22 protein-coding genes and 1 tRNA gene are annotated in these 20,828 nt (G+C 70.5%); 5 read left to right on the forward strand and 18 right to left on the reverse strand.

Features of this window, described 5'->3' with window-relative positions:
• Window positions 1-3: 3 nt before the first annotated feature.
• The 6 genes from mutM to AC2DFQ_RS04550 form a co-directional block, all read right to left on the reverse strand.
• The gene (mutM, locus tag AC2DFQ_RS04525) at window positions 4-906 is read right to left on the reverse strand and encodes a bifunctional DNA-formamidopyrimidine glycosylase/DNA-(apurinic or apyrimidinic site) lyase (RefSeq protein WP_484533067.1); all 903 of its coding nucleotides are present in this window, start codon (window positions 904-906) and stop codon (window positions 4-6) included.
• On the reverse strand, window positions 899-1,588 hold the full coding sequence (gene rnc, locus AC2DFQ_RS04530; protein WP_484509024.1) for a ribonuclease III: 690 nt from the start codon (window positions 1,586-1,588) through the stop codon (window positions 899-901). The genes mutM and rnc overlap by 8 nt, the downstream gene beginning before the upstream one ends.
• Window positions 1,589-1,605: 17 nt before the next feature.
• Window positions 1,606-1,815, reverse strand: a complete 210-nt coding sequence (rpmF, locus tag AC2DFQ_RS04535) for a 50S ribosomal protein L32 (protein WP_484533068.1) — start codon at window positions 1,813-1,815, stop codon at window positions 1,606-1,608.
• Window positions 1,816-1,817: 2 nt separating this feature from the next.
• Window positions 1,818-2,318, reverse strand: a complete 501-nt coding sequence (locus AC2DFQ_RS04540; RefSeq protein WP_484533132.1) for a YceD family protein — start codon at window positions 2,316-2,318, stop codon at window positions 1,818-1,820.
• A 103-nt stretch (window positions 2,319-2,421) separates the two neighbouring features.
• Window positions 2,422-2,919, reverse strand: a complete 498-nt coding sequence (gene coaD, locus AC2DFQ_RS04545) for a pantetheine-phosphate adenylyltransferase (protein WP_484509022.1) — start codon at window positions 2,917-2,919, stop codon at window positions 2,422-2,424.
• Window positions 2,920-2,944: 25 nt separating this feature from the next.
• The gene (locus AC2DFQ_RS04550; RefSeq protein WP_484533069.1) at window positions 2,945-5,110 is read right to left on the reverse strand and encodes an ATP-dependent DNA helicase RecG; all 2,166 of its coding nucleotides are present in this window, start codon (window positions 5,108-5,110) and stop codon (window positions 2,945-2,947) included.
• Between the two features lie 60 nt (window positions 5,111-5,170).
• Between AC2DFQ_RS04550 and AC2DFQ_RS04555 the strand changes: the two genes are divergently transcribed.
• A complete protein-coding gene (locus tag AC2DFQ_RS04555) occupies window positions 5,171-5,755 on the forward strand; it encodes an RsmD family RNA methyltransferase (RefSeq protein ID WP_484533070.1) in 585 nt (194 codons plus the stop codon).
• Here AC2DFQ_RS04555 and thiL read toward each other — a convergent pair.
• Window positions 5,725-6,708 carry a thiamine-phosphate kinase gene (thiL, locus tag AC2DFQ_RS04560; protein WP_484533071.1) on the reverse strand — a complete coding sequence of 328 codons (984 nt, stop codon included), beginning with the start codon at window positions 6,706-6,708 and terminating at the stop codon, window positions 5,725-5,727. The two genes, AC2DFQ_RS04555 and thiL, sit on opposite strands and share 31 nt — an antisense overlap.
• Before the next feature lie 35 nt (window positions 6,709-6,743).
• Between thiL and AC2DFQ_RS04565 the strand changes: the two genes are divergently transcribed.
• On the forward strand, window positions 6,744-7,220 hold the full coding sequence (locus AC2DFQ_RS04565; protein WP_484509018.1) for a DUF3515 family protein: 477 nt from the start codon (window positions 6,744-6,746) through the stop codon (window positions 7,218-7,220).
• A 70-nt stretch (window positions 7,221-7,290) separates the two neighbouring features.
• On the opposite strand, the gene AC2DFQ_RS04570 is transcribed toward AC2DFQ_RS04565, so the two are convergent.
• The 7 genes from AC2DFQ_RS04570 to AC2DFQ_RS04600 form a co-directional block, all read right to left on the reverse strand.
• Window positions 7,291-8,376, reverse strand: coding sequence for a D-alanine--D-alanine ligase family protein (locus AC2DFQ_RS04570; protein ID WP_484533072.1), 1,086 nt, complete (start codon window positions 8,374-8,376; stop codon window positions 7,291-7,293).
• Window positions 8,276-9,388, reverse strand: coding sequence for an NAD(P)H-dependent glycerol-3-phosphate dehydrogenase (locus tag AC2DFQ_RS04575; protein WP_484509016.1), 1,113 nt, complete (start codon window positions 9,386-9,388; stop codon window positions 8,276-8,278). Before AC2DFQ_RS04575 ends, AC2DFQ_RS04570 begins: the two co-directional genes overlap by 101 nt.
• A 13-nt stretch (window positions 9,389-9,401) precedes the next feature.
• Window positions 9,402-10,169: a lysophospholipid acyltransferase family protein gene (locus tag AC2DFQ_RS04580; RefSeq protein ID WP_484509985.1), complete on the reverse strand. Its 768-nt coding sequence runs from the start codon at window positions 10,167-10,169 to the stop codon at window positions 9,402-9,404.
• Window positions 10,166-11,536 carry a UDP-N-acetylglucosamine 1-carboxyvinyltransferase gene (gene murA, locus AC2DFQ_RS04585; protein ID WP_484533073.1) on the reverse strand — a complete coding sequence of 457 codons (1,371 nt, stop codon included), beginning with the start codon at window positions 11,534-11,536 and terminating at the stop codon, window positions 10,166-10,168. The genes AC2DFQ_RS04580 and murA overlap by 4 nt, the downstream gene beginning before the upstream one ends.
• Before the next feature lie 64 nt (window positions 11,537-11,600).
• Complete coding sequence (gene leuD / locus AC2DFQ_RS04590; RefSeq protein ID WP_484533074.1) at window positions 11,601-12,197, reverse strand: 3-isopropylmalate dehydratase small subunit; 597 nt, start codon at window positions 12,195-12,197, stop codon at window positions 11,601-11,603.
• A 1-nt stretch (window position 12,198) separates the two neighbouring features.
• Window positions 12,199-13,677 (reverse strand): 3-isopropylmalate dehydratase large subunit, encoded by a 1,479-nt coding sequence (gene leuC / locus AC2DFQ_RS04595; RefSeq protein WP_484509013.1) that lies wholly within the window; start codon window positions 13,675-13,677, stop codon window positions 12,199-12,201.
• Between the two features lie 176 nt (window positions 13,678-13,853).
• A complete protein-coding gene (locus tag AC2DFQ_RS04600; protein ID WP_484533075.1) occupies window positions 13,854-14,933 on the reverse strand; it encodes a TerC family protein in 1,080 nt (359 codons plus the stop codon).
• Window positions 14,934-15,190: 257 nt separating this feature from the next.
• Here AC2DFQ_RS04600 and AC2DFQ_RS04605 point away from each other — a divergent pair, with 257 nt between their 5' ends.
• Together AC2DFQ_RS04605 and AC2DFQ_RS04610 are read left to right on the forward strand one after the other, a co-directional pair.
• Window positions 15,191-15,748 (forward strand): RNA polymerase sigma factor, encoded by a 558-nt coding sequence (locus AC2DFQ_RS04605; protein WP_484533076.1) that lies wholly within the window; start codon window positions 15,191-15,193, stop codon window positions 15,746-15,748.
• A complete protein-coding gene (locus tag AC2DFQ_RS04610; protein ID WP_484533077.1) occupies window positions 15,745-16,824 on the forward strand; it encodes a DUF4349 domain-containing protein in 1,080 nt (359 codons plus the stop codon). The genes AC2DFQ_RS04605 and AC2DFQ_RS04610 overlap by 4 nt, the downstream gene beginning before the upstream one ends.
• A gap of 13 nt (window positions 16,825-16,837) precedes the next feature.
• Here the strand turns inward: AC2DFQ_RS04610 and AC2DFQ_RS04615 are convergent, their stop codons facing one another.
• The 3 genes from AC2DFQ_RS04615 to AC2DFQ_RS04625 all read right to left on the reverse strand — a co-directional run bounded on the left by AC2DFQ_RS04615 (window position 16,838) and on the right by AC2DFQ_RS04625 (window position 19,192).
• Entirely contained in the window at window positions 16,838-17,251 is a 414-nt protein-coding gene (locus AC2DFQ_RS04615; RefSeq protein ID WP_484533078.1) for a glucose-6-phosphate dehydrogenase, read from the reverse strand.
• Between the two features lie 72 nt (window positions 17,252-17,323).
• The gene (locus AC2DFQ_RS04620) at window positions 17,324-19,024 is read right to left on the reverse strand and encodes a long-chain-fatty-acid--CoA ligase (protein WP_484533079.1); all 1,701 of its coding nucleotides are present in this window, start codon (window positions 19,022-19,024) and stop codon (window positions 17,324-17,326) included.
• 92 nt (window positions 19,025-19,116) lie between these two features.
• A tRNA-Glu gene (locus AC2DFQ_RS04625) sits at window positions 19,117-19,192 on the reverse strand.
• Between the two features lie 108 nt (window positions 19,193-19,300).
• On the opposite strand from AC2DFQ_RS04625, the gene AC2DFQ_RS04630 reads away from it, so the two are divergent.
• Window positions 19,301-19,939, forward strand: a complete 639-nt coding sequence (locus AC2DFQ_RS04630) for an MBL fold metallo-hydrolase (protein ID WP_484533080.1) — start codon at window positions 19,301-19,303, stop codon at window positions 19,937-19,939.
• A gap of 22 nt (window positions 19,940-19,961) precedes the next feature.
• Here the strand turns inward: AC2DFQ_RS04630 and AC2DFQ_RS04635 are convergent, their stop codons facing one another.
• Window positions 19,962-20,780 carry a hypothetical protein gene (locus tag AC2DFQ_RS04635; RefSeq protein WP_484533081.1) on the reverse strand — a complete coding sequence of 273 codons (819 nt, stop codon included), beginning with the start codon at window positions 20,778-20,780 and terminating at the stop codon, window positions 19,962-19,964.
• Window positions 20,781-20,828: the final 48 nt, after the last annotated feature.

Consider the following 20,828-nt stretch of genomic DNA (forward strand, 5'->3'; position numbering starts at 1 on the left):
GCGCTACGCCGGGTGGGTCGGCCTCTGGCAGTGCGGGCAGTAGTGGCTCGAGCGGTTCATGAACGATACGCGTACGATCGGCCGGCCGCATCGGGGACACGGTTCCCCGGTGCGGCCGTACGCATTGAGGGAGTGGGCGAAGTAGCCGGCCTGGCCGTTGACGTTGACGTACTGCGCGTCGAAGCTCGTTCCCCCCTCGGCCAGCGCCTTCTCCAGGACGGTGCGCACCTCCGCGAGGAGCCGTCGGGCGGCCCGGGTGGACAGGGTGCTCGCGGGCGTCTCCGGATGCAGCCGCGAGGCCCACAGCGCCTCATCCGCGTAGATGTTGCCGATGCCGCTGACCGTCGTCTGGTCCAGGAGCACGCGTTTGACCCCGGAGTTCTTCCGGCCCAGCGCCGCGCGGAACCCTGCGTCATCGAACGCGGGGTCGAGGGGATCCCGGGCGATGTGCGCCACCTGGGTCGGCACCTCGCTGCGCGCGGTCCCTTGCCCGCCCGGGGCACCGTCGGACGTCGGAATCAGCGCATCGATGGCGAGCGAGCCGAACGTTCGCTGGTCGGCGAAGACCACGGCGACCTCTCCGTGCACCGGGTGTTCCAGCTCGATCCGGATGCGCTCGTGGCGCTCGGCGGCGGTGCCGGGCGAGCGGAGCAGCAGCTGCCCGCTCATCCCCAGGTGCGCGATCAGCGCGTCAGAACCCCCGGTCAGCGGAAGCCACAGGAACTTGCCCCGTCGCGCCGCGCCCTCGATCGTCCGACCGGTGAGCGCGGCCTCGAAGGCGGCGCCCGGGGCGTCGTGGCGGGTGAGCGCCCGCTCGTCCACCACCGAGACGCCGGCGATGCGGGCACCGGTGACGGCCGGCTCGAGACCGGAGCGGACGACCTCGACTTCGGGAAGCTCAGGCACCGTCGCTGAGTTCGCGCCACGCCGTGAGCGCGGCCGCCATCTCCGCCTGCTTCTTGCTCGATCCCTCGCCCACGCCCGCGAGGTCGCCCACCCGCACGGTGGCCGTGAATCGGCGGTCGTGGTCGGGCCCGCGTGCATCCACCACGTACGCCGGCGCCGACATCCCGCGACGGGCAGCGAGTTCCTGGAGGCTCGTCTTCGGATCCATCGCCGCACCATATCGATCCGGATCGGCCAGCAGCGGCTCCGTGAGCCGCAGGACCAGCGCGGTGGCCGCCTCGGGCCCCGCCGACAGGTAGGTCGCGCCGATCACGGCTTCCATGGTGTCGGCGAGGATGGAATCCTTGTCGCGCCCACCCGTGAGGTCTTCGCCGCGTCCCAGCAGCAGGTGCGCTCCCAGCCCGACAGCACGCGCGATCTCCGCCAGAGCGACCGTCGAGACGACGCTCGCGCGCCGCTTGGCCAATTCGCCCTCGTCCAACTCTGGATGCTGGGTGAACAGGCGCACCGTCACGGCCTGGCCGAGCACCGAGTCCCCGAGGAACTCCAGGCGCTCGTTGTGCGCGATGCCGCCGTTCTCATACGCGAAGGAGCGGTGTGTGAGCGCCAGCGACAGAAGCTCGGGGTCGATGTCGACCCCGAGCTCGTCGGTGAGCGCGTGGCGCTCAGATACGTCGGTCACGGCGGATGCCGTCGACGTCAAACGTCTGCGACCTTGCGGCCCTTGTACTCCAGGAACAGCTCGGTGCCCTGCGAGTCAGTGACGACCTTCGCCTGGTGGGGACGGCTGTAGACGACCTTGCCGTTCTCGATCGTCTTGACCAGGGCCGTCCCCTTGGCCTTCCACTGCGCGCGGCGCGAGCGGGTGTTGGAGCGGGATACCTTCCGCTTCGGGGGGTTACCTGCCATGGCTAACTCTTTCCTGTGTTCTGGACATCGTGGCGCGGTGCGTCATCGCCGGGCTCTGGGGTGAATTGCTGCAGGGCGGCCCATCGAGGATCGACGGTTTCCTGCGGGCGTTCCTCGGTGCTTCTGGCCATTCGCTCACCCGTGGCCGGGTCGAGGCCGGGGCAATCCGGCTGACACACCGGCTGGAACGGAAGCGCGAGAACCATCGCGTCTCGGACGAGATTTTCCAGATCCACACGGTCGTCGCGAACCTCGAAGTCCTCCGCTTCATCCCCAGGATACGCGAAAAGCTCCTGGAACTCGACTTCGACGGGCTGCGTGATGTCGATGAGGCAACGTCCGCAGACGCCGGAGTACGTCGCATCCGCGATTCCGGACACGAGCATGCCCTCGTGCACCGATTCCACTCGCAGCTCGATGCCGATCGGCTCGCCCTCGGGGATGGAGACGAGTCCCTCGCCCCATTTCTCCGGTGCGGGGACCTCCAGCTCGAATTCGCGCATCTCTCCGGGGCGGCGAACGATGTCGCGGACGGCCACGGAGAAGGGTCCAGGTCGGTTTCTCACGGTGCTCAATGGTACCCGTGCTGCGGGCGGGCGGGGTTGCTCAGTCGCGGGCGCCGGTGTTGAGGAACCGGGAGACGGCCGGCGGGACGAACGGCGACACGTCCCCGCCCAGAGCGGCGACCTGTCGCACGAGAGAGCTGGAAACGAGAGCGTGAGCGGGGTCGGGGAGGAGGAAGACCGTCTCGACATGGGCGAGGTGGCGATTGACGATGGCCATCGGGGTCTCGTACGCGACGTCCACCTGAGAGCGGATGCCCTTGACGAGCACGCCCGCCCCGACGTCGGTGGCGTAGTCCACCAGCAGTCCCATGGTCCAGGAGGCCACGACGATCTGGGCGCCGTCGATGCCGCTCTCGGCGACGGACTGCTCGAGCAGCGCAAGGCGCTGCGCGATCGGCAGCATCGCCTCCTTGCCGGGGTTGTGCACCACGAGGACGTGCAGCTCGTCGTACAGCGCCGCAGCGCGTCGGATCACATCGAGGTGACCGAGCGTCGGCGGGTCGAACGACCCGGGGACGACCGCGATCCGGCTGTTCATGGGCCCAGCCTACCGGGGAGACCGCTCACCCCTTCGCCAGTGCCGCGCGCTCCTCCGCGCCGACCCGGCGATCGATGGCCGCAGCGAGCCCCGGGTGGCGTGCCAGGGTCGGGTCCTCGGCGATCACCGTATCGGCCGCGGCGCGGGCCTGCGTGATCAGATCCGCGTCGGCGACGACCCGGAGGAGGCGCAGCGAAGACCGCGCGCCGGACTGGGCGGCGCCCAGGACATCTCCCTCGCCACGGAGCTCCAGGTCGACTTCGGCGAGCTCGAACCCGTCCACAGTGCGCGCAACCGCTTCCACCCGCGCCCGCGCCGGCGTGCCGGGCGAGGACTCCGTCACCAGAAGGCACAGACCGGGCACCCCGCCCCGACCGACGCGGCCTCGCAGCTGGTGCAGCTGCGAGACGCCGAACCGGTCGGCCTCGAGGATGACCATGGTGGACGCGTTGGGCACGTCCACACCCACCTCCACGACGGTCGTTGCCACGAGCACGTCGATGTCGCCGCGCGCGTAGGCCTGCATGACGGCGTCCTTCGCATCCGCGGGCATCCTGCCGTGGAGGGTCGCCATCCGGATGCCGGTGAAGGCGGGATGCCGCGACAGGACGTCGGCGACCTGAACGACCCCCCATCGCGTGCGGGGGGCCTCCCCCGCATCGGCCACGATCTCCTCCGCCGTGTCGTCTTCGACCCCCTGATCGGCGTCGATGGCGGCGCAGACGACGAACGCCTGCCGCCCCTGACCGACCTCCTCGGCCACGCGGTCCCACACCCGGGCGAACCACCCCGGTTTCTCCGCGACGGGTGCCACGAAGGTCTGGATCCCCGCGCGCCCGGCCGGCATCGTGCGGATGGTCGAGACGTCCAGGTCTCCGAAGACGGTCATCGCCACGGTGCGCGGGATGGGGGTCGCGGTGAGCACGAGGGTGTGCGGGGCCGTCCCCTTCGCGCGCAGGGCTTCGCGCTGCTCGACGCCGAAGCGGTGCTGCTCGTCCACGACGACCAGGCCGAGGTCGGCGAACGTCGTGGTCGAACTCAGCAGCGCGTGCGTGCCCACGACGATGCGCGCCTGACCCGAGGCCACGCGGAGCGCGGCCTTCCTCCGCTCCGCGGCGGAGAGCTGTCCGGTCAGCAGCGTCGGCATCAGCTCGGGCGCCAGCTGCGGTCCCAGCATCCGCGCGATCGAGCGCACGTGCTGGCCGGCGAGAACCTCGGTCGGAGCGATGAGCGCGGACTGCCCGCCGGATTCGGCGACCTGCAGCATGGCGCGCAGCGCCACGAGGGTCTTTCCCGATCCGACCTCGCCCTGCACGAGCCGGTTCATGGGCCAGTCGCCCGCGAGGTCTGCGGCGATCTGGTCGCCCACCGTGACCTGGTCGGGCGTTCGATCGAACGGCAACGCCGCGTCGAACCGCTCGAGAAGCCCACCCGGGATCGCCGCGCGCTGGGTGGCCGAGAGGGCCCGGACGAACTGGCGCTGCTGGAGCAGGGCCGCCTGCAGCACGAACGCCTCGTGCATGCGCAGGGTGGCCACGGCCGGCCCCACCTGGTCCTCGGAATCCGGCCGGTGGATGTGCTCGAGCGCGGTGCGCGCATCGAGCAGCCCGTACCGGGTGCGCAGGTCGTCGGGGAGCGGGTCGTCGACGTGCTGGAGAGAATCCAGGACGAGCGCGATGGTCTTCTGCACGAGGGTGCTGGGAACCGTGCTGGTCGCCGGATAGATGGGAATCGGCACGTGGGCGTACGCCTCGGCCGACATCCGCGCCGTCTCGACGTCTTCGAAGAGTTCGTAGTCGGGATGCGACAGCTGGGTGGCGCCGCGGTATTCGCCGACCTTGCCGGAGAAGATGCCACGACGGCCGGGATGCAGGTCCTTCAGGCGCCATGCCTGGTTGAAGAACGTGAGCGTCAGGCGGCCATCGCCGTCGCTGATGACGACCTCGAGGATCGAACCCTTGCGGTTCTGCATGCGCCGCTCACCGGCGCTGACCACCTCGGCCACGATCGTGACCGGTTCGCCGATCGGCAGGGAGTCGATGGGAGTCAGTTCGCCCCGGGTGGCGTAGCGCCGGGGATAGTGCGTGAGCAGATCCCCCACCGTCGTCATGCCGAACGCCCGCTCGAAGGCGGCGGCGGTCTTGCCGCCTACGGCGCCGTCCAGACGCGAGGCGAGCGAGAGGCCGGGCATGCTCCGAGTCTAGGCACCCGCGGCGACACGACCGGCGCCGGGGCTTTGTAGGGTGAGACGATGACACGCATCATCGCCGGCGCCGCAGGCGGCATGGGAATCGCGGTACCGCCCGCCGGCACGCGACCCACCAGCGACCGGGTGCGCGAGTCGCTGTTCAGTGCGCTGGATGCGGCGGATCTGCTCGAGGGCGCACGCGTCGCCGACCTGTACGCGGGTTCGGGTGCCCTGGGGCTGGAGGCGGCCAGCCGTGGCGCGATCAGCGTCGACCTCGTCGAGAACTCCTCCGGCGCAGCATCCGTCATCCGCCGCAACGCCGACTCGGTCACCCGGACCGCCGCGGTGCGCACCGTGGTCCGCGTGCACCGCACCGCGGTGTCGACGTTCCTGCGCGCGACCAGCCGCGGGCCGTACGACCTGGTCTTCGTCGATCCGCCGTACGACCTGCCGGAGACGGAGCTGACCGACGCACTCGAGGCACTCGTCCCGCACCTGGGCGCCGACGCCGTGGTGATCGTGGAGCGCGGCCGCCGCTCGTCCGAGCCGTCGTGGGCCGCGGCGGGTCTGGAACCGCTGCGCTCCCGCTCATACGGAGACACCGTGATGTGGTGGGCTCAGCCGCGTCCGGCGTCCCAGTCGCGGTAGGGGTCCCACCCTCCGCCCGCGGCGTAGGGTGCACCATCGAGCGTGAGCGGCGCGGAGCCGCGGGGGCGCACGACGCCGATCCGCCGCCCGACGCTCTCGGAACCGGGCGGGATGGTCAGGAGCAGGGCGTGGTCTTCGCCGCCGTCGAGGGCTGCTCGGGGGTCGCCGCCGAGCGCAGCGCTGTCCAGGTCGAGCGTGACCCCGGACGCGTCCGCCAGGCGCACAGCATCCAGCGCCAGGCCGTCGGACACGTCCATCATCGCCGTGACCCCGCTCGATGCGGCCGCGACGCCCTCGGCGATCGGCGGTATCGGGGCCAGCTGCCGCGCCACCGCCTCCGCGTCGCCGGCATCGAGGGCGTCGAGGCGTGCGGGGGTGACGCAGACCGGCGCGCCGTCGCCGTCCACGAACCGGTCGAACAGCACCGCGAGGCCGCGCGCGGCGACTCCGAGGTCGCCGATGATGCGCACCTCGTCGCCCGGGCGCGCCCCCGAGCGACGGACGGGCTCCCGTCCGTCCAGGGAGCCCAGAGCCGTCACCGCGATGGTGAGCGTGTCCGAGACGGTGAGGTCGCCACCCTCGATCGCGCATCCCGGCGCGAGGTGCGCGCACGCGGCCGCCAGCCCGTCCGCGAGGCCGTCGACGAAGTCGAGCGGGGTGGCATCCGGCAGTGCCAGTGCCACCAGGAGCGCGGTCGGCCGGGCACCCATCGCGGCGACGTCGGCGAGGTTGACCGCGGCGGCCTTCCACCCCAGGCGGTAGGGGTCAGACCACGCCAGCCGGAAGTCCGGGCCGTGCACGAGCGTGTCGGTGGTGGCCACCACACGCCCATCCGGTGCCGCGATCACCGCCGCATCGTCGCCGGGCCCGACCAGCGCCGTCGAGGCCGGGAGGCGCGACAGGATGCGGCGGAGGAGCTCGCCCTCGCTGGTCGCGCCCACTGTCCGGTTCACACCGCCCACGCTACCGGGCGGGTTAGCCTGGAGGTGTGACCCGCCTGCGCCGCCTTCTCGCCGCCGCGGTCGTCCCCGCCCTCCTCGCCCTGGGGATGTCGTCCTGCGCCGCGACGGTATCGCTCCAGGCCGCCGAGCACGCCGACGACCCGGCGTGCGCCGCGGTGTCCGTGCGGCTTCCCGAGACCGTCGCGGGACAGGACCGGCGCTGGACCGACGCGCAGGCGACGGGGGCGTGGGGCTCTCCCGCGGCGATCATCCTCACGTGCGGGGTCGAGGAGCCGGGGCCCTCGACGCTCCGGTGCGAGACGGTGGAGGGCGTGGACTGGATCATCGACGAATCCGAGGGGGAAGAGAACCGCTACCGGTTCACGACCTTCGGCCGCACACCCGCCGTGGAGGTCTACCTGGACTTCAACGTCGTGGGTAGCGCCGACACCCTGCGCGCCCTGTCCCCCATCCTCGACCGGGAGCTCGCCACGACGGGCGCGGCCTGCACACCCCGCACCTGACCGTCCAGTCGCCAGGATCCGTCGCGTTCTGAGCGAAAACGCGACGTAAGCTGGCGAGTCGACGGAGGGGTCAGGCGCGCGAGAGGCCGTCCTCGATCAGCTCGGTCACCAGCTCGGGATACGTCATCCCCGACGCGATCCAGCACCGCGGGAACATGGAGATCGGCGTGAACCCCGGCATCGTGTTCACCTCGTTCACGAAGAACTCGGCACCGGTGTAGAAGAAGTCCACCCGCGCGAGACCCTCACCCCCCAGGGCCTCGAAGGATCGCGCGGCGATGCGCTGCATCTCGGCGAGTTCGCCGTCGTGGAGATCGGCCGGGCACACCAGCTCGATGCCCGGCGCGTCGAGGTATTTCGCCTCGAAGTCGTAGAAGTCGCGCCCGGTGACGACGATCTCCCCCGCCACGCTCACGCGGGGAGGCGCGCCATCACGGGCGGGGAGGACGCCGCACTCCAGTTCCCGTCCGATCACGGCCTGTTCGACCAGCACCAGCCCATCCTCGGCGAACGCGGTCTCCAGCGCCGGCTGCAACTCGTCCCACGACGTGACCTTCGAGACGCCCACGCTCGACCCGGCCCGGTTCGGTTTCACGAAGACGGGGAGGCCGAGCGACGCGATCCGCCGCTCCCAGAGGTCGCGGTTGCGCGCGAGGTCGGCGCGTGTGACCGCCACCCACGGCACAACCGGCACGCCGGCCGAACGCAACACGGTCTTCGCCACGTTCTTGTCCATCCCGAGGGCCGACATGAGCACACCCGCGCCGGCGTAGGGCACGCCCAGCAGCTCGAGCATCCCCTGGACCGTGCCGTCCTCGCCGAACCGCCCGTGCAGGATGGGAAGGACCACGTCCACGTCGCCGAGCGACCGCTCCCCCGAAGCATCCACCAGCGTGAGCTCGCGCGTCGCGGCGGACTCCGGCCAGCGGATGCGGGTGCCGTTGTCGACGACCTCGGGAAGCCGCGCCGCGTCGAGCGCGAACTTGTCGGGGTCGTCGTCTTCGAGGACGAACGCACCCTCGCGGGTGATCCCGACCGGGATCACCCGGTAGCGGTCACGGTCGATCGCCCGGAGGACGCCGCCCGCCGTCGCGGAGCTGATCGAGTGCTCGCTGGAGCGACCGCCAAAGAGCACCACGACCGCCGGCTTGTCCATTCTGCGTCCTCTCGCCCGTGGGCTTGTCGTCGTCGGTGGTGAGGTGGGGCGCGATGTCGCGAGGGTCCATGGTGCCATCCAGCACCATCTTGACCTGCTCCACGATCGGCATTTCCACGCCCACGGCACGGGCCAGCTGCAGGATCGGCGCGACGGAGGCGAGCCCCTCGGCCGTCTGCTGCATCTGCTTGACTACATCCGGCAGGCTCACGCCCTGGCCGAGCAGACGCCCGGCGGTGTTGTTGCGGCTGAGCGGCGACTGGCAGGTGGCGATGAGATCGCCCAGCCCGGCCAGACCCTGCAGCGTCTCGGGGTGCGCGCCCTGCGCCACGGCGAAATCGGTCATCTCGACCAGCCCTCGCGTGATGATCGACGCCTTCGTGTTCTCGCCGTACCCGACACCGTCGACGATGCCGATCGCCACCGCGATGAGGTTCTTCAGGACGCCGCCGAACTCGGTGCCGATGACGTCGGTGTTCACGAAGGTGCGGAAATACCGATTGCGCGCCCGCAGGGCGACGGCCTCGGCGGTGGCCTGGCTCGTCGAGGAGATGACCGCCGCTGTGGGCTGCTCGCGCGCGATCTCCAGGGCCAGGTTGGGTCCGGAGGCCACGGCGATCCGGTCGGGATCGCACTGCAGCTCCTCCTCGATCACCTGGCTCATCCGCTGCCCGGTCCGCTTCTCCACGCCCTTCATCAGGGAGACGATCGGAGCGTCGGAGTTCGACACCAGCGGCCGGACCGCTTCCAGGTTCTCACGCAGGGCCTGACTCGGCACCGACAGGTACACCTGATCGACGCCATCGAGGGCCTCGGCGAGGTGCGACGTGGCGGTGAGGGACCGCGGCAGATTGATGCCGGGGAGGTATTGGGTGTTCCGGTGCGCCTGGCGGATCTCCTCCGCCTGCTCGGGACGGCGCGACCACATGGTCACGTGGGCGCCACCGTCGGCGAGCACCTTCCCGAAGGTCGTGCCCCAGCTTCCGGCGCCCAGAACCGCGACGCGCGGCATCGCCGCATCCTGCCTACGGCTCAAGGCGCCCCGTCTCGGTCTGCCCGTGCACGGCGGGGTCCCAGCGATCGGCCGGAGCCGGGATGCCGCGGAGCGTCTCGAGCAGTTCGGTGATCCGGTCCATGACCACCGCGGTGGCCTGGGCGAGCACCGCCGGCTGGGCCCCGCGGGCGCGGAACTCCGAGAGATCGACCGGTTCGCCCACCACCAGACGCACCCGGCGACGGGGCGGCCAGAGACGGAGCCTGCCGTATCGGGGCATGATCTCCTGCACGCCCCAGTGCGCGATGGGGATCACCGGAAGGTCCCCCGCGAGCGCCAGACGCACAGCGCCGGTCTTCCCCCGCATCGGCCACATGTCGGGATCGCGCGTGAGCGTGCCTTCGGGGTAGACGACGACACCCCGCCCGGTCTTCACGAGAGTCTCGGCGTTGCGGATCGTCTCGCGAGCCGACGCCCCCGAGGACGTGCGCGCCACGGGCACCATCTTGGCCGCACGCATCGCTGCACCCAGCACCGGGACGCGGAACAGACTCTCCTTCGCCATGAAGCTCGGCGCGCGACCCATCCGCCACACCGCGACGGCGACGATCAGGGGGTCCAGCTCCGAGTAGTGGTTGGGGGCGATGACGTATGCCCCCTCCTGCGGGAGGTTCTCCTCCCCCGAGATCTCGATCTTGGCCAGGACGCCGATAGCCGGAACGATCAAGCCGCCCAGCAGCCAGTAGGCGCTCGGCCGGGTCTTCTCGCTCGACGCGCGACGGGTGAGTGCCACGACTATCCGATGACGTCGAAGTCGGCGCCCAGCGCGTCCAGCTTCGCGAGGAACTTCTCGTAGCCGCGGCGGATGATGCCGATGTTGCGCACCACCGATTCGCCCTCGGCCGCCAGCGCCGCGATGACGTAGCTGTACCCGCCGCGGAGGTCCGGAACCACGACATCCGCGCCGTGGAGCGGAGTCGGGCCGTTGATGACCGCGGCCTGTTCGAGCGAGCGCCGCGGCACGCGACGGTCGGGGCTGTCGATGCCCTGCGGGTGCACGACGATGTCGGCGCCCATCTGCACGAGGGCCTCGGTGAAGCCCAGGCGGTTCTCGTACACCGTCTCGTGCACGACCGACGTGCCCTGGGCCTGGGTCAGCGCCACGATGAGCGGCTGCTGCCAGTCGGTCATGAAGCCGGGGTGGACGTCGGTCTCCACCACGACGGGCTTGAGCGCGCCCCCACGGCGGAACTGGATGCCGTCCTCGCGCACGTCGAACCATCCGCCGGCCTTGCGGAAGACGTTGAGGAACGTGAGCATCTCCTGCTGCTTGGCGCCGCCGACGAAGATGTCGCCGTCGGTGGCCAGAGCCGCGCACGCCCACGATGCCGCCTCGTTGCGGTCGAAGATCGCGCGGTGGTCGTACCCGCGCAGCGACTCGACGCCCTCGATCAGGATGACGCGGTTGGGCTCGTACGAGATGATCGCGCCCATCTTCTGCAGCACCGCGATCAGGTCCATGATCTCCGGCTCGATGGCGGCGCCGCGAAGCTCGGTGATCCCCTTGGCCCGGACGGCCGTGAGCAGAACCTGCTCGGTGGCACCGACGCTCGGGTAGGGCAGCTCGATCGGGGCGCCGTGCAGCCCGTTGGGCGCGGTGATGCGGATGCCCTCGTAGCTCTTGTCCACGACGGCGCCGAAGGCGCGCAGCGCGTCCATGTGGAAGTTGATCGGCCGGTCGCCGATGCGGCAGCCGCCCAGATCGGGGATGAGCGCCTCGCCGAGAAGATGCAGCAGGGGACCGCAGAAGAGGATCGGGATGCGGCTGGAACCGGCGTAGGCGTCGATCTCCTCGAAGTGCGCGGTGGCGGCGCCGCTCGGGTCCAGCCGGATCTCGCCGTCCTGCGCACCGTCCTCCACGCGCACGCCGTGGACCTCGAGCAGCGAGCGGACGATCTGGACGTCGCTGATGTCGGGCACGTCGCGGAGGATGCTCGGGGTCTCTCCCAGGAGGGCGGCCACCATCGCCTTCGTGACGAGGTTCTTGGCGCCCTTGACCTCGACCCGACCGGTGAGCGGTCGTCCACCACGGATGGAGAGGACTTCGCCGGATTCGCCTGCCGGGCCGGAGTATGCGGCGCCGGTGTCGGGGACGAGTGTTCTCATGCGGTGGACCTCACTTGGTGTTGACGAGGGAGTTTCACGCCGGCCCGGGTGCGGCCGGCGGGGCTTAGCGAACGGGCAGCGTCCGCGGTCGCCATGCCTCGCGGCGAGCCTCGAACTGCGCGATCTTGTCTTCGTTACGCAGCGTGAGCCCGATGTCGTCGAGCCCCTCGAGAAGCCGCCACCTAGTGTAATCGTCGATGTCGAAGGGGACTCGGATGTCGCCCAGGCGCGCCTCGCGCGCCTCGAGGTCGACCGTCATGGAAACGCCCGGCTGCGCGTCCACGGCCGCCCAGATCCGCGCGAGGTCGTCGTCGGAGATGACGCCCGCGACCAGGCCTTGCTTGCCGGAGTTGCCGCGGAAGATGTCGGCGAACCGGGGGCTGAGCACGACGCGGAAGCCGTAGTCGCGAAGCGCCCACACCGCATGCTCCCGGCTGGATCCCGTGCCGAAGTTCGGGCCGGGGACGAGGATCGATGCGGACGAGAACGCCGGCTGGTTCAGGACGAAGTCGGGATCCTGCCGCCAGCTGGCGAACAGTGCGTCTTCGAAACCGGTCTTGGTGACGCGCTTGAGGTAGACGGCCGGAATGATCTGGTCGGTGTCGACGCCCGAGCGCTTGAGAGGGGCGACGACACCGGTGTGCGTGACGAACTTGTCCATGTCAGGCCTCCGCTCGGATGGACGCGGCCTCGTGCAGGGGGGACAGGTCGCTCGGACTCGACAGCGTCCCGCGGATCGCCGTGGCGGCCGCCACGAGCGGCGAGACCAGGTGCGTGCGGCCGCCCTTGCCCTGACGCCCCTCGAAGTTGCGGTTCGACGTCGAGGCGCACCTCTCCCCCGGCGCGAGCTGGTCGGGGTTCATGCCCAGGCACATCGAGCACCCGGCGAAACGCCACTCGGCGCCGAATTCTTCGATGATCTTGTCCAGGCCCTCAGCCTCCGCCTCGAGGCGCACCCGCGCCGAACCGGGGACGACCATCACGCGGACGCCCTCCGCCTTGGTGCGCCCGCGGATGATGGAGGCGAAGGCGCGGAGGTCTTCGATGCGGCTGTTCGTGCACGAACCCATGAAGACCGCATCCACGCGCACGTCCTTGAGAGGCGTGCCGGGAGTGAGGTCCATGTACTCCAGCGCGCGGCGCGCGGCCGCCTTGTCGCCTTCGTCGGCGAGAGCCTCGGGGTCGGGCACCACATCGCTGAGCGAGACGCCCTGGCCGGGGTTGGTACCCCACGTCACGAACGGCTCGAGCTCGTCGGCGTCGAGGAAGACCTCGGCGTCGTAGACGGCCCCGTCGTCGCTGGGGAGCGTGCGCCAGTAGGCGACCGCCTCCTCCCAGTCCTGACCTTCTGGCGCGTGCGGGCGGCCCTTGAGGTAGGCGAAGGTCGTCTCATCCGGTGCGACCATGCCGGCGCGCGCGCCCGCTTCGATCGACATGTTGCAGATCGTCATCCGTCCCTCCATCGAGAGGGCGCGGATGGCGGAGCCGCGGTATTCCAGAACGTAGCCCTGGCCGCCGTTGGTGCCGATCTTGGCGATCACGGCGAGGATGATGTCCTTCGCGGTGACCCCGGGCTTCAGTTCGCCCTCGACGGTGATCGCCATCGTCTTGAAGGGCTTGAGGGGCAGGGTCTGCGTGGCCAGCACGTGCTCGACCTCGCTCGTCCCGATCCCGAAGGCCATCGCGCCGAACGCGCCGTGAGTGGAGGTGTGGCTGTCGCCGCACACGACGGTGATGCCCGGCATCGTCAGGCCCAGCTGCGGCCCGACCACGTGCACGATCCCCTGCTCCTTGTCGCCGAGGGAGTGCAGCCGCATGCCGAACTCCGCCGCGTTGTTGCGCAGCGTCTGGATCTGGGTGCGGCTGGTGAGGTCGGCGATCGGCTTCCCGATGTCGAGGGTCGGAGTGTTGTGGTCCTCCGTCGCGATGGTGAGGTCCAGCCGCCGCACCGGGCGTCCCTCGGCGCGCAGACCGTCGAAGGCCTGGGGGCTGGTCACCTCGTGCACGAGGTGCAGGTCGATGTAGATCAGGTCGGGTTCACCGTTCTCGCCCTTGACGACGAGATGGTCGTCCCAGACCTTCTCCGCGAGGGTGCGGGGACGATCGGGGATGGACGTGATGACGGGGTGGGGAGTGCCCATGGGTTCTGCCGTTCTCCTCGGGTGAGATCAAGCCAGCGACGAACTCCGCGACGAGAGAGGCCTGTTACGAGGTCCCGCCGCGGCCGCTAAGGAGAAGGCGAGCGATCCGCACGGCCCCACGATACCACCGCGCCCGGCCCGATCGTCCGACAACCGGGGTCCTCGCTCCGGGCGGGTCAGTGCCCGCGCTTCTCCCCCGGCGAGGGCTCCTCGGCGGTCGGCGGGGTGCCCTTCTCCGCGGCGACCTGCGCGGCAGCCGCGACGGCCGTGGCCGCCCGACGGTCGCGCGCCGAGGCGAGAAGGCTCGCGATGGTGGCAACGGCCATCGCGGCGACGATCACGACGAGCGACGCGCCGGTGGAGATCTCCGGTGCCCACTCGATGTGCTCCCCGCCGTTGACGAAGGGCAGCTCGTTGACATGCATCGCGTGCAAGATGAGCTTCACGCCGATGAAGGCGAGGATGAACGCGATGCCGTAGTGCAGGTAGCGAAGACGATCCAGAAGGTCGCCGAGGAGGAAGTAGAGCTGGCGCAGACCCATCAGGGCGAAGATGTTCGCCGTGAAGACGATGAAGGCGCTCTGGGTGATACCGAAGATCGCGGGAATCGAATCGATCGCGAAGAGCAGGTCCGTGACCCCGATCGCCACGAAGACGATGACCATGGGCGTCCACATCTTCTTTCCGCCCACCACCGTGCGGATCTTCGACCCGTCGTACTCGTCGCTGATATCGATGGTGCGGCGCAGCAGACGCACGATGAAGTTCTCCCGCTTGGCCTCATCCTCATGTTCACCGCCGGGGAAGGCCTGCCGGATCGCGGTGTAGACGAGGAACGCGCCGAAGGCGTAGAAGATCGGGCTGAAGTTCTCGATGACGGCCGCCCCGACCAGGATGAACGCACCGCGCAGGACGAGCGCGATGATGATGCCCACCATCAGCACTTCCTGCTGGTAGCGACGCGGCACGGAGAACTGGGACATGATCAGCACGAAGACGAACAGGTTGTCGATCGACAGGCTGTATTCGGTGAGCCACCCGGCGATGAACTGCCCGGCGTACTCACCGCCGGCGAAGACCCACATGAGCGCCGCGAAGATGAGTGCGAGCGTGACGTAGAAGACGACCCACAGGGTCGACTCCCGCGTCGAGGGGATGTGGGGCCGCTTCAGGATCAGCAGCAGGTCGGCGACCAGAATCAGCGTCAGCACGACGAGGGAGCCGATCTCGAACCACAGCGGCAGTTCCAGGTCCATGGGGGCCTTTCGAAGGATGAGGGTATAGGAGCCGAAAGTCTCTCCCCGCGACCGGGGTCGCGGCACGCACCGGGACGCCGCAGAAGGAGCCCGTGATGACGAATGCGTGCTGTCGGGATACTCCCTCTCGCGCCGTCCAGTCTACCGCGGCGCAGCAGCCGCCGAAGAGACGCCGAGACGATCCGGTCCCGGTGGACACCTCCTGGGTGAGAGACAATGATCCGGCCGCGACGGTGCGCGGGCGAGGACGGAACGACATGGCCCACGAGCAGGTCGACGACGCGGCGCTGGTGGCGCACGCCGCCAGCGGATCGGAGTTCGCCTTCCGCGCGCTGTATCGGGCGTACGTGCGACCGGTCTACTGGATCGCTCACCGCCTCCTGAACGACGGCCCCGATGCGGAGGACGTCGCGCAGGAGACGTTCGTCCTGGCGTGGCAGAAGCTGCCCGGCTTCCAGCTGCAGGGGGCCTCCCTCCTGCCGTGGCTCGCGACCATTTGCCGCCTGCAGGCGGCAAATCGCCTGCGTGCGCGACGCCGCGATCGCAGCCGAACCGCCGACCTGGATGACCGCATCCCGGCCCCGGTCGACATCGAGAAGGAAGTCGTGGACGCCCTGACCGTCGACGCGATACTCCGCGAGGTCGAAGGGCTGAGCGACCTCGATCGGGAGATCTTCCGGCTGTGCGCCGCAGAGGGCTACGCCTATCAGGAAGCGGCGGAGCACCTGGGCGTGAGCCACGGTGTCGTACGCAATCGTCTCTCCCGCATCCGCACGCGCGTGCGGACAGCCGTGACCGAGACGGAGAACGCATGAACCCCACCCAGGTCGATCCGACGGTCCTCCCCCGTCTCAGCGACGAGCGCGTCGGCGTCATCGAGCGCCGCGTGTTCGCCGGCATCGAAGCCGACCGGCGCCGGCACCGCCGGCACCGGCGAATCGGTTGGTCGATCGGCAGCGCCGCCGCGGCGGTGGTGGTCGCCGCGGCGGTGATCGCGCCCGCAGTCCTGTCCTCCCTCCCGGGCGCCGCCGGCGAGAACTCGGCCGTTGCACCGATGAGCGGTTCCCGAGACGGCGGCATCGCACTCATCCCCGAGTCGGCGGTGGAGGGGCAGCTCGGCGCCGCGGACGAGACCACAGCCGCGGAGGGCCCGCGCGACGTGATCTCCACCGGCTCGGCGAGCGTCGTCGTCGACGATGTCGCGGCGGCGGCCGATGCGATCGCCCTGGACGCCCAGGAGCGCGGCGGTTACGTCGAGTCCCTCAGTGTGGGCGCGGACGGGCGCGCCGTCGGCGAGGTCGGGGACGGTTCCGAGGTGCTGGTGTACCCCGCGCCGATCCCCGGCGACGGGGGCTCGGTGACCGTCCGCCTTCCGGCCGATCAGCTGGACGCGGCGATCGCACGCCTGTCGGACGTGGGGGATGTGACCTCGTCGACCGTGTCGCGCCAGGACGTCACCGACCAGGCCATCGACCTGCGCGCTCGGGTCGCGGCTGCCGAGGCATCCGTCACCCGGCTCACCGAGCTCATGGCCCAGGCCGCGGATGTGGCCGATCTCCTCGCGGCCGAGAGCGCGCTCTCGGAGCGTCAGGCGGCCCTCGAATCCGACCGCCAGCAGCTCGCATCACTGGACGGCCGAATCGAGATGTCCACCCTCACCGTCCACGTGGCGCCGCGGTCGATCCCGGTCCAGGCCGATCCCGCCGGGTTCACCGACGGCGTGGCGGCGGGATGGAACGGGCTGGTCGCAGCTCTCAACGGGCTCGTCATCGCCATCGGCTTCCTCCTGCCCTGGCTCGCTGTGCTCGCCGCGGCCGGGGCCGTCGTGTGGAGCGTGGCCCGGCTCGTCCGCCGCACGCGCGCCCGCGGCGCGGGGGTCGAGGACGCGTGAATCCGGCTCGGGATCAGGCGACCTGGCGGCCGCACATCCCGCACTCGCCGGTCGCCGACACCTCGACGTAGCACTCCGGGCACATCGCCCGCACGGTATCCGACGGCGCGGGGCGGCGCGGGGCAGCCTCCGGGCGGGCGGCACGGGGGCCGGCGGGGCGGCGGGCGGGGCGGCTGGGCGCCGTCGCCGCCGCCGGAGGCGGGGCGGGCGCGGCAGGGGTGTGTGCGGAGCAGTAGAAGCGCACGTAACCGGCGTGGTTGTTCGGGTGGCGATGCTTCACCGCCCACAACTCGGTGCGGGGCAGGGGCTCCGACCCCGCGCCGCATGCGAAGCACCGCGTGTCCTCGCCCGGCGCGGCATCGGCCGCGGGGGTGGGCACGTCGAACGGGATCTGATCCCGCCAATCGGATGACTGCACGATCCGCATGGCGTCTCCTCCTCGTTCCCCCTCCACGGTACGCGACCGGCGGGGCTCTTGCGGCCGATAGCCGCGCGCTGGTCAGTCGCCGGCGAGCAGACGCTCGCGTACCTCTCGGCGCATCACCTTGCCGATGAGCGAGCGCGGCAGGTCGTCGACGGCGACGATGCGCCGCGGCACCTTGTAGGCCGCGAGGTGCTTGCGGGAGTAGTCGCGGAGCGCCTCGACGTCCAGCTGGGCGCCGTCGCGCAAGACCACCGCAGCTGCCACCTCCTCCCCTCCGCTCGAGCGGGGAAGGGCGACGACGGCCGCCTCCGCGACGTCGGGGTGGGTCCGGAGGGCGTCCTCCACCTCCGTCGGGGAGACGTTGAATCCGCCGGTGATGATCAGCTCCTTGAGCCGGTCGACGATCGTGACGAATCCGTCCGGCGACACGGAGGCGATGTCGCCGGTACGCAGCCACCCGTCGGCGAGCAACGTGGCGGCGGTGTCACCCGGGCGCTGCCAGTAGCCCTGGAAGACCTGCGGGCCCCTCAGCAGCAGCTCGCCGGTCTCCCCGAGAGGCCGGTCCACCGACGGGTCATCGGGGTCCACGACCCGGATCTCCGTGCTCGGGAAGGGCACGCCGACCGTGCCGGGGCGGCGCGTCGGCCCCATCGGGTTACCGAGGGCGACCGGCGAAGTCTCGGTCATGCCGTAGCCCTCCACGAGGAGACCACCGGTGGCCTCCTCCCAGCGCTGGACGGTCGCCACCGGAAGGCTCATCGCTCCGGAGATCGCGAACCGCACGCTGGAGAGGTCGATCGTGCCGCGCGACGCCGCGCGTGCGAGCCGGTCGTAGATGGGGGGAACGGCGGGAAGGAACGTCGGCGGGCTCTTCTTCGCCGCATCCGTCACGAGCTCGATGTCGAAAGTGGGGAACAGCACGAGCTTCGCGCCGATGCTCATCGCGAAGGTGAGGCACAGCGTCATCCCGTAGGCGTGGAAGAGGGGCAGCACCCCGTAGAACGTCTCCTCCCCGTCGACGAGCCCGGGCACCCAGGCTCGGCCCTGCATGGCGTTCGCGCGGAGGTTGGCGTGCGTGAGCATCGCTCCCTTCGGCGTTCCCGTCGTCCCGCTGGTGTACTGCAGCAGCGCGATGTCGTCGAGCGCCGGTCCGGGCACCCGCCGCGGGAGACGCCGGGAGGCGACGAGCCTCCGCCAGGTGTGGGGATGCCGCGTCTTGGGGGTGCTGGTCATCCGCTCGCGCGCTTCGCGGGCCTTCGGAATCGGCAGACGCAGGGCGGCGCGCTTGCCGAAGGGCAGCGCCTCGGTCATGTCGACGCTGACGATCCGCTCGACAACGAGATCGGAGGGGAACCCCGCGACGGTGTCGTAGACCTTGTCCCATACGATCGCGAAGCGCGAGCCGTGATCTTCGAACTGGTGACGCAATTCGCGAGCGGTGTACAGCGGGTTGTGCTCGATCACGATGGCGCCGAGCCGCAGCGTGGCATAGAAGGCGATGACGTGCTGCGGGCAGTTCGGCAACACGAGCGCGACCCGGTCGCCGCGCCGCACGCCGAGGCGTCGAAGCCCCTCCGCGGCACGATCGATCAGCTCGCCGAGCTGTCGGTACGTGGTCGTCGCTCCGAAGAACTCCAGCGCCGGGCGACCGGGGAAGGTGCCGATGCTGGCAGCCATCATCTCCGGCAGAGTCTGTGAGGGCGGCTGGATGTCGGCGGGAACGCCGTCGGCGTAGGAGGAGAGCCAGGGACGAGAGTCGTACGGGTTGCTCGACATGTCGCCATCCTTCCCCGGGTGCGCCTGCGCCCCGGCCTCTTGCGTGGGCAACGAAAGAGTGCCCGTCCAGACGGACAGGCACTTTTCGGTGTTGGTGACCCCAGCGGGATTCGAACCCGCGTTACCGCCGTGAGAGGGCGGCGTACTAGGCCACTATACGATGGGGCCGTCAGACAACCGTTCGATTATGCCATGCCCTCTCCGGGTCGGCCAAATCGTCGCACACGATGCCGGGGGCGGTTGCCGTCGGGCCGGCGGACCGGTTGACTCGCCGGTATGCGAGTGACCAAATACGAGCACGCGACGCTGCGCGTCGAGGCGTCAGGCAAGCAGCTCATCATCGATCCCGGGGTTTTCACCACCCCCCTCACCGACCTGGGGACCGTCATCGGGATCGTGGTCACGCACGAGCACACCGATCACTGGACGGCCGAGCAGCTGGATCGCATCCTCAAGGCCACGGGGGGCGTGCCGATCTTCGCCCCGGCCGGGGTCGCGCACGCGGCAGCGGGCTACGACATCACCGTGGTCGCTCCTGGCGACACCGTCGAGCTCGACCCGTTCCGCCTCGAGTTCTTCGGCGGCCGGCACGCCGTCATCCACGAGTCGATCCCCGTCGTCGACAACGTCGGAGTGCTCGTCAACGGTGCCTTCTACTACCCGGGCGACTCGTATGCCGTGCCGAAGGGAGCCGATGTGCAGCTGCTCGCGGCGCCCGTGGGAGCGCCGTGGCTGAAGATCGGGGAGGCGATGGACTTCGTGCTCGCCGTCGCGCCGCGCCGCGCCTTCGGCACGCACGACATGACCCTCTCCGTCGCCGGGCGCGACATGGGCCGTGCCCGCCTGCAGTGGGCGACCGAGCAGCACAGTGGGCAGTTCCTCGCCCTGGATCCGGGAGACAGCGCCGACATCTGACGCTCTCGGCGCAGGGAGCGGCTCAGCTCCCCTGTGCCGGCGCGCGGACCCACACGTGCACGCGATCGCCGTTGTGCACGAAGCGGAGGAACGTGTTCGCCGGCAGGTCGCCGAACACGTTCGCGCGCATGCCGCGCCAGATCCGCAGATCGATGAGGGGGTCGAGCCCGGCGGGCGTGCAGTTGACCCCCAGGGTGCCGTACCGCTCCGCCTCGATGACGAGGCACCGCTCCCCCGTCGTCGCCAGCACCAGCCAGATCTGAAGCTGCTCGTACGCCTCGAAGCGTTGCACCTCCTGGACGGTGACATCCGCGGCATCCAGGAATCCCTGCTGCGCGATCCGCTCGCCCTCCTCGCCCGCCGGGATGCGGCCGAGGCTGCTGTCGGAGCGGGGTGCCGACAGTTGCGTGACACCCCACACCAGGCATGTCACGAGCACGATCGCCGCGGCCCCGCCGACCCAGCGTCGCCGAAGCAGCGCCCGCGCGCGGAGAAGAAGCGCGCCCGTGAGCGGCCGCTCCTGGCCCGCCGGGTCATCGGGCGGGAGCTCATCCGAAGCGTCACCGCCGTCGGCGCCGCCGGGCGCGCCAGCCCTCACGACATCGGGCTCCCCGGCCGACCGGTCATCCGGTGCGGGAGCCGCGGGGGCAGGCGGCCGGTCCGGCGGCGAAGGAGCCGGCCCCCCGTCCTGCAGCATCCGGTGGTGCGACGCCCGTTCGAGCGCCTCGAGCCGTGCCACCGCCGCCGGATCGGAGACGATATCGGGGTCAGGGCCATAGGCCCGGCGGCGCAGGGCCGCGAGTTCCCGAGATTCCTCAGGACCCAGCGCCGTCGCGTCCATGCTTCATTATGGTCGCCGCGCGGATCGCGGCTACCTGCCCGGATGACG

Source organism: Microbacterium sp. Z11_20, from assembly GCF_057197605.1.

What these genes read in the sequence shown, in the direction of transcription:
- murA (WP_484533073.1), bottom strand. Translation starts at nt 11,536, where the DNA reads ATGAGAACACTCGTCCCCGACACCGGCGCCGCATACTCCGGCCCGGCA.
- AC2DFQ_RS04610 (WP_484533077.1), top strand. Translation starts at nt 15,745, where the DNA reads ATGAACCCCACCCAGGTCGATCCGACGGTCCTCCCCCGTCTCAGCGAC.
- AC2DFQ_RS04630 (WP_484533080.1), top strand. Translation starts at nt 19,301, where the DNA reads ATGCGAGTGACCAAATACGAGCACGCGACGCTGCGCGTCGAGGCGTCA.
- AC2DFQ_RS04635 (WP_484533081.1), bottom strand. Translation starts at nt 20,780, where the DNA reads ATGGACGCGACGGCGCTGGGTCCTGAGGAATCTCGGGAACTCGCGGCC.
- AC2DFQ_RS04550 (WP_484533069.1), bottom strand. Translation starts at nt 5,110, where the DNA reads ATGCCCGGCCTCTCGCTCGCCTCGCGTCTGGACGGCGCCGTAGGCGGC.
- coaD (WP_484509022.1), bottom strand. Translation starts at nt 2,919, where the DNA reads ATGAACAGCCGGATCGCGGTCGTCCCCGGGTCGTTCGACCCGCCGACG.
- AC2DFQ_RS04570 (WP_484533072.1), bottom strand. Translation starts at nt 8,376, where the DNA reads ATGGACAAGCCGGCGGTCGTGGTGCTCTTTGGCGGTCGCTCCAGCGAG.
- AC2DFQ_RS04600 (WP_484533075.1), bottom strand. Translation starts at nt 14,933, where the DNA reads ATGGACCTGGAACTGCCGCTGTGGTTCGAGATCGGCTCCCTCGTCGTG.
- AC2DFQ_RS04575 (WP_484509016.1), bottom strand. Translation starts at nt 9,388, where the DNA reads ATGCCGCGCGTCGCGGTTCTGGGCGCCGGAAGCTGGGGCACGACCTTC.
- AC2DFQ_RS04620 (WP_484533079.1), bottom strand. Translation starts at nt 19,024, where the DNA reads ATGTCGAGCAACCCGTACGACTCTCGTCCCTGGCTCTCCTCCTACGCC.
- leuC (WP_484509013.1), bottom strand. Translation starts at nt 13,677, where the DNA reads ATGGGCACTCCCCACCCCGTCATCACGTCCATCCCCGATCGTCCCCGC.
- AC2DFQ_RS04540 (WP_484533132.1), bottom strand. Translation starts at nt 2,318, where the DNA reads ATGCGCGAATTCGAGCTGGAGGTCCCCGCACCGGAGAAATGGGGCGAG.
- AC2DFQ_RS04615 (WP_484533078.1), bottom strand. Translation starts at nt 17,251, where the DNA reads ATGCGGATCGTGCAGTCATCCGATTGGCGGGATCAGATCCCGTTCGAC.
- AC2DFQ_RS04555 (WP_484533070.1), top strand. Translation starts at nt 5,171, where the DNA reads ATGACACGCATCATCGCCGGCGCCGCAGGCGGCATGGGAATCGCGGTA.
- AC2DFQ_RS04605 (WP_484533076.1), top strand. Translation starts at nt 15,191, where the DNA reads ATGGCCCACGAGCAGGTCGACGACGCGGCGCTGGTGGCGCACGCCGCC.
- rpmF (WP_484533068.1), bottom strand. Translation starts at nt 1,815, where the DNA reads ATGGCAGGTAACCCCCCGAAGCGGAAGGTATCCCGCTCCAACACCCGC.
- leuD (WP_484533074.1), bottom strand. Translation starts at nt 12,197, where the DNA reads ATGGACAAGTTCGTCACGCACACCGGTGTCGTCGCCCCTCTCAAGCGC.